7 protein-coding genes are annotated in these 6465 nt (G+C 35.5%); 5 read left to right on the top strand and 2 right to left on the bottom strand.

Annotated elements, in window-relative coordinates; genetic code table 11:
- From ACPYKA_RS17450 to perR, 3 genes are all read left to right on the top strand, one after another.
- The coding region (locus tag ACPYKA_RS17450; RefSeq protein WP_479543486.1) for a peroxiredoxin at positions 1-255 on the top strand (255 nt) is incomplete at its 5' end.
- 12 nt (positions 256-267) lie between these two features.
- Entirely contained in the window at positions 268-825 is a 558-nt protein-coding gene (locus ACPYKA_RS17445) for a cob(I)yrinic acid a,c-diamide adenosyltransferase (RefSeq protein WP_479543485.1), read from the top strand.
- A gap of 199 nt (positions 826-1024) precedes the next feature.
- The gene (perR, locus tag ACPYKA_RS17440) at positions 1025-1468 is read left to right on the top strand and encodes a peroxide-responsive transcriptional repressor PerR (protein WP_479543484.1); all 444 of its coding nucleotides are present in this window, start codon (positions 1025-1027) and stop codon (positions 1466-1468) included.
- A 117-nt stretch (positions 1469-1585) separates the two neighbouring features.
- On the opposite strand, the gene ACPYKA_RS17435 is transcribed toward perR, so the two are convergent.
- Both ACPYKA_RS17435 and ACPYKA_RS17430 read right to left on the bottom strand, forming a co-directional pair.
- Positions 1586-3334 carry a bifunctional chorismate-binding protein/class IV aminotransferase gene (locus tag ACPYKA_RS17435; protein ID WP_479543483.1) on the bottom strand — a complete coding sequence of 583 codons (1749 nt, stop codon included), beginning with the start codon at positions 3332-3334 and terminating at the stop codon, positions 1586-1588.
- A gap of 10 nt (positions 3335-3344) precedes the next feature.
- Positions 3345-3737, bottom strand: a complete 393-nt coding sequence (locus ACPYKA_RS17430) for a YgzB family protein (RefSeq protein ID WP_479543482.1) — start codon at positions 3735-3737, stop codon at positions 3345-3347.
- A 276-nt stretch (positions 3738-4013) separates the two neighbouring features.
- On the opposite strand from ACPYKA_RS17430, the gene ACPYKA_RS17425 reads away from it, so the two are divergent.
- Both ACPYKA_RS17425 and ACPYKA_RS17420 read left to right on the top strand, forming a co-directional pair.
- Complete coding sequence (locus ACPYKA_RS17425) at positions 4014-5057, top strand: TAXI family TRAP transporter solute-binding subunit (protein WP_479543481.1); 1044 nt, start codon at positions 4014-4016, stop codon at positions 5055-5057.
- 81 nt (positions 5058-5138) lie between these two features.
- A partial coding sequence (locus ACPYKA_RS17420; protein WP_479543480.1) for a TRAP transporter permease occupies positions 5139-6465 on the top strand: 1327 nt, incomplete at its 3' end.

The raw sequence follows: 6465 nt of genomic DNA, 5'->3' as shown, positions 1-6465 counted from the left end.
ATCGAACGGCACCAAAAGTTTATTGATAAACATGATCTGCCTTTTCAGTTACTTGCTGATACGGAACAAGAAGTAGCGAAATTATTTGATGTTTGGAAACTAAAAAAGATGTTCGGAAAAGAATTTTATGGAGTCGAGCGCTCTACATTTATTATCGATAAAGCAGGAATTGTGCAAAAAGAATATCGGAAAGTTCGTGTAAAAGGTCATATTGAAGAAACGTTAAATTTTGTCAAAGAAAATTTAGCTGAATAAGGGGGAGAAAAAGTGCGAATATATACACGTTCTGGTGATAAGGGAACGACTTCTTTAGTGTACGGAAAAAGAGTTGCTAAAGATGACTTGCGTGTTGAAGCATATGGGACATGTGATGAGGCTAATTCAATGATTGGTCTTGCACTTAGCTTACTTAATGATGTGACATGGGATGAAAAAGAACATTTTTTAGAAAAAATGTACCGTATTCAAACGATTCTTTTTCATGTAGGAGCAGAATTATCTACCCCCAATGACAGAGAAGTGGCATGGAAATTAAAAGAAGAGCATATAACAGAATTAGAGGAGCAAATTGATGAGTGGAGTCAACACTTACCACCATTAACTCAATTTATTTTACCATCCGGCCACCGTGCCTCCAGTGCCCTTCATTTGGCCAGAACGGTAGTAAGAAGAGCGGAACGAATGGCAGTAGCTGTTCAAGACGAACTTCAAGATACGATGGCAATTTCTTATTTGAATAGATTGTCGGATTATTTGTTTGTCGCTGCAAGATATGTCAATCATCAATTAAAAGGGCAAGAGATCCCATTAAAAGTTGACTTATAATAATTGGTAAGTTTTCTCAATATCATATATAGCTTCTCATTTATTGTGGCAAAACTGTGATTAAAATAAGAACTAATTTAGACTAACTATTATTCAGTAGTATATTTAGATTGACAGATATATGATTTACAAGTTACACTAATAATAACGATTATAATCTGATAATATAGATTATGAAATATTAGTGAAAGCGAGGTGCATGACGGTGTCGGACGGAAAATTGGAAGTTGCAATTGAAACATTAAAGAAGTCTGGGGTTAGAATTACACCACAACGTCATGCGGTTCTTGAATATTTGCTTACGTCTATGTCTCATCCAACTGCTGATGAAATTTACAAAGCACTTGAAGACAGATTTCCTAATATGAGTGTTGCTACTGTATATAATAATTTAAGAATTTTACGTGAAATTGGTCTTGTTCGTGAATTAACTTATGGAGATGATTCAAGCCGTTTTGATAGTAATATGAGAGATCATTATCATATTATTTGTGAAGATTGCGGTAAAATTGTAGATTTCCATTATCCAACTTTGGATGAAATTGAATCATTAGCGGAAAAAGTTAGTGGATTTGAAATTAGTCATCACCGGATGGAATTATACGGTAAATGTGACAATTGTGCTAAAGTCAAAGTTCAATAATATCTTTATAAAATGTATTAAAAAAGAATCGCCATTTTTGACGATTCCTTTTTTTATGTCTAGGAAATTATAAAATTCTTTAGCTGTGGATAGGTTTCGTTGTCAGCTCCGGCGCCTTTATTCGCTTATCAGTTTTACAGGTACCCATTCTCTCACGCTATTGATTAACCAAATATTTTTACAATGATTTAAATCCTCTTTTGTAATTTTACTTTCTTTAATAGTTCCTGCTTTTAATAACTTTTCACGAAACGTACCGGGAAGAAGCCCGCATTGAATTGGTGGTGTTAGTAGTTCATCCCCGCGCTCAACAACGATATTCCCTATTGTAAATTCTGTTATTTCATTATTCTCATTCCATAATAATACATCAAATACATCGTCTATTTCTTTTAATCGTTCTTCATATACTGTTCGATTGGTCGTTTTATGGTATAGAAATATATCGTTTTTGTTAATGGGCATAGAAGCCAATTTAACGACCGCCTTTTTTGACTTTGGTAAAGGTTTTACTTCAAAATTTGCTTTCCCCTGATGATTAACTAATAAACGGATTCGCCATTCCCCATCTTTATTATTTTCTTGCAATATATGTAGTTGATTTTTTATCGAATCTATATGAATTGGTATATTAAAATAATTAGCCGAATTTTTAATTCGTTGAATATGTTCTTCAAAAGCAATAATTTTTCCTTGCTTTAGACCAAATGTTTCTAGTAGCGAGAACGATTTTTGTTTTTCATATAAAACCTTCGTTTTTGTTAATGTTTCCTGAAACTCTTCTTCTACATTTGATTGTCTAGTGATTCCGCCTCCTGCACCATAACGAGCAAGCTGACTTTTTTGATCAATCATTACTGTACGAATTGGAACATTGAATATGGCATCATTATTTGGAGCAATATAACCAATTGTTCCACAGTATACATTACGTGGATTCTTCTCAAGCTTTGCAATAATGTCCATAGTTTTGTCTTTTGGTACACCAGTAATCGAGCCACATGGAAATAGTGTTTTTAATATATCGACTGCACTTACATGAGGCAAAATACTTCCTTTAATAGTTGAAGTCATTTGATATACTGTCGGGTATTTTTTAATTTGGTATTGGTCGATTATTTTAATACTCGATTCATTTGTTACCATTTTAAGTTCATCGACCATTAATTTCGTTATTAAATTATTTTCTAGTTGATTTTTATAAGAAGCGGCTAACCATTTAGCATTCTTAATATCTTCCTCGTATGTTTTTCCACGATGAATAGTACCCTTCATCGGCTTCGTTGTAATAATATTATTTTGTAAATGAAAAAATAGTTCAGGTGAAGCTGATAAAATTTGTTCATTTCCTAAATCTAAATATGCACTATATTGGCCTTGTTGAGCATGTTTTAATTGTTCATAATATGATAAAGAGCTGCCTGAAAAAGAAGCTTGAAACTGTACTGTATAATTTACTTGGTCTGTTTCACCTGCAACAATAGCTTGCTGGATATTTTGAAAAGCTTTTTCATATTCCTTTTTACTTTGATTTAGCTTCCAGTTTCCAACTGAAAAATCTTCCGTTTCTCTTTTCGACAAGTCAGTCGGTTGAGTAAAAACACCGAACCATAGGAGTGGCATTGTGACAGCCGGAAAATCCTTCATTCGGTGTGTGAAAGCGTAAGCTGCTTCATAACTCATATATCCCGCCACATAATAGCCATTATTTACTGCACATTTTATTTCATCTAAGCATGTAGCAACGTTGTCAAAATATTTTGTAGAAATAATTTTTACTGGATTTATAAAACAAACAGGATCTGAATTTTTGTTATTTATAGAAAAGTCGAACCGAAGGAATGGGGGATTGTTTATTGTATCCATACGTTATCCCTCATTGCTCGTTTTGTTTTTGTTTTAATTGTCGTCTGTATTTCCGTGAATTGTATTTTTCATCAAACTCTTTACCCTCAAGTTCTTTATCAAGTGTAAGAGGTTGTTTACAATGCATACACGCATCGACACGGCCTAACATTTTTGTCGGCTTTTCACACGATGGACAAACTATTGGAATCGCGCGCGTGGATAACAAACCGATCCAAAAATAAACGACTGTACTAAAGATGATAAATAAAATACCAAGCACAAAGAAGGTTACCATTAACCATGGTATTTTTTTGGTTAAAATCCCCCCATACATGACAATGATACCAATAAAAATTAAACTGAGCGCAAAGCCCCGGATTTTATTAATTTTACTAGAATAGACTAATTGTGGTTCACTCAAAATATGTTCCTCCTTCAATAGTTCACTCGTATTATAACATGAATAGTCACTAGTTCACCATTTGAAGCAATCAAAACGGGTAATTTTGACATGATCTGAATGACTCCTTCATACAATGAAACAAGCAATCAATTAGTTATCGGACAAGTGAATATTTACTTAATTTGTCCATATACATTTATAAAGCTTGTCATGATAAAACTACTAGCCCTAGGGTTTTGCTTAATAAAAAACACGTTGTAGTTTACATGAAAGCTAAAAATAAGGGGGATAAAAATGAGTAAAACTAGGTTTCTAACATTTATCTTTATGCTTGTAAGTGTAATGATGGTGCTAGCAGCTTGTGGAGGAGAAAAAGAAGGCGGAGACGATTCTTCAACTGGTGAAGGAAGTGCAAAAGATGCAAAGATAGCGATCGGGCCACCAGCTAGTGAAACGAATACCGTTTCGAAAATATTATTGGCGGCTCATGGACTGGAAGAGGGAGATTATCAAGTGTTCCAGGAAGGATTTGGTGATGCGGCGGACGGAGTGCAGGATGGAAATATTGATATTTCTATAGGAATATTAGGGCTTCCAGCAGGTAGTATTGAAAGTTTGCAAGCATCGACTGGAGACGTTGTGATGCTCGGCTTAACAGATGAAGCGATTGAAGAAATTGAAGCAAATACGGAATATAAGCGTTATACGATCCCTAAAGAAAGCTATGATTTTTTAGAATCAGATGTTGAAACAGTTGCAGCATATGCTATTTTGATGGGGAATACAGATACTATTGATGAAGAATTAGGTTATGAGCTTGCTAGAATCATGGTAGAACACGCAGATGAAGTGACACATGCTCAAGGGGCAGATATGACATTAGAGAATGCACTTAATGGTGCAGAAGGATTACCAATTCATCCCGGTGCAAAACGTTATTATGAAGAGCAGGGATTAACGATTGATAATCCGGTTGCGGAAGTTACGGCTGATGAGAACGACCGAAAAGATGATTTTATTCTTGGGACGGGAAGTCAAGGAGGAACATATTATCCTTTAGGTGGAGAGATCGCTAACGTGTGGAATAACCATTTAGATAGTAACTTCACTAATATGGAGACAGGCGCATCAGTTGAAAACTTAGCAACAATCGGGGAAGGTCAAATGGATCTTGGAATGGCTGTTCACGTACCTTCTCTTGATGCGATTAATGGAGAAGGAGATTTTGAAGGAAATCCGATTGAAAATGCTGCCTTTATTGGTCATATATATCCAGAAGTTGTTCAAATAATTACAAGAGAAACAACAGGGATTACTAGTTTAGGTGGTTCTGAGTAACTATACAACAGGGAAAAGAGGCTTGTTAAATAGCACTCTTTTCCTTATTTTATAACAACTCAAAAAGGGTGGTGTAGACAAATGGATGATAAACAGTCGATGAATGAACAAGCACAAGCGGAAAAAGATGCACAAAAGATATTGGAAAAATATGATCGAGAAAGTAATTTTCGTGAAAAGATCGGAAAATGGGCTTGGGTTGTTACTTTTTTAGGTGTGGCATTAACAATTTTTCATATTTATTCCGGTTATTTCGGTACCCTCCCGTCACAAAAACAAGGGGCAATTCATTTAGGAACCGCACTTGGTATTATATTTTTACTTTATCCAGCAAAGAAAGGCTGGCAAAAAAAGCAAAAAAAGGTGCCGTGGTATGATGTTATTTTAGCATTTACGGCGATGTATGTGACATATCATAAAATAATCTTTTTTGACTCAATTATTCAAAGTAGAATATCCGGGTATAGTACAATTGATACGATCATTTCCATTGTTGCAATTTTATTATTGTTAGAAGCGACAAGAAGGACAGTAGGTTTACCTATTGTAGTTGTGGCATCGGTGATGATAGCATATGCTTTGCTAGGAAGCTATATCCCAACGCAAATACTCTCTCACCCTGGATTTTCGTTTGACCGGATAACGACAAATTTATGGTTTCAAGAGAGTGGTGTTTTTGGAACACCAATTCAAATTTCCGCCAAATTTATCTTTTTATTTCTATTTTTTGGTGTCATGCTCATTCATACTCGAATTGGTCAGTTCTTCAATGATTTGGCTTTCGCATTAACGGGAAGATTTACGGGTGGAACAGCAAAAACAGCTGTTATAGCAAGTGCATTGCAAGGGATGATATCGGGAAGTTCTGTTGGAAATACTGTAGCCTCCGGGTCATTCACAATTCCAATGATGAAAAACTCCGGGTTTAAACCTGAATTTGCTGCGGGTACAGAAGCCTCTGCTTCAACAGGAGGGCAAATTATGCCGCCAGTTATGGGAGCAGCAGCGTTTATTATGATGGAATATTTAGGAGTCTCGTATGGAGCTATAATGATAGCGGCAGCAATACCAGCAGTATTATATTTTACGGGAATTTTTATTGGCACCCATTTTGAAGCAAAAAGATTAGGGATATTGGGACTGCCTCCAGAAAAATTACCTAAATTAAAAGAACAAATGCTTAGATATGGGTATATGTTACTCCCGTTATTTGTTATTATCGGCACCGTGATGGTTGGCTTTACACCACAACGTGCTGCTATTTATGGGATTATCGCTGCATACTTAGTTAGTTTAGTACGTAAAGAATCACGTATGTCGTTTAGAAAAACAATTTATGTGTTGGAACAAGGGGCAAGAGTAGCTCTACCCGTAATTGCAGCAGTTGCAACAGCCGGTATTATTGCAG

The sequence above is a fragment of the Pseudogracilibacillus amylolyticus (SeqCode) genome (assembly GCF_051918545.1).
Taxonomy (GTDB): domain Bacteria; phylum Bacillota; class Bacilli; order Bacillales; family Amphibacillaceae; genus Pseudogracilibacillus.
Note: the sequence above shows the minus strand (reverse complement) of the source record. Positions and strands in the feature narration are given on the sequence as shown.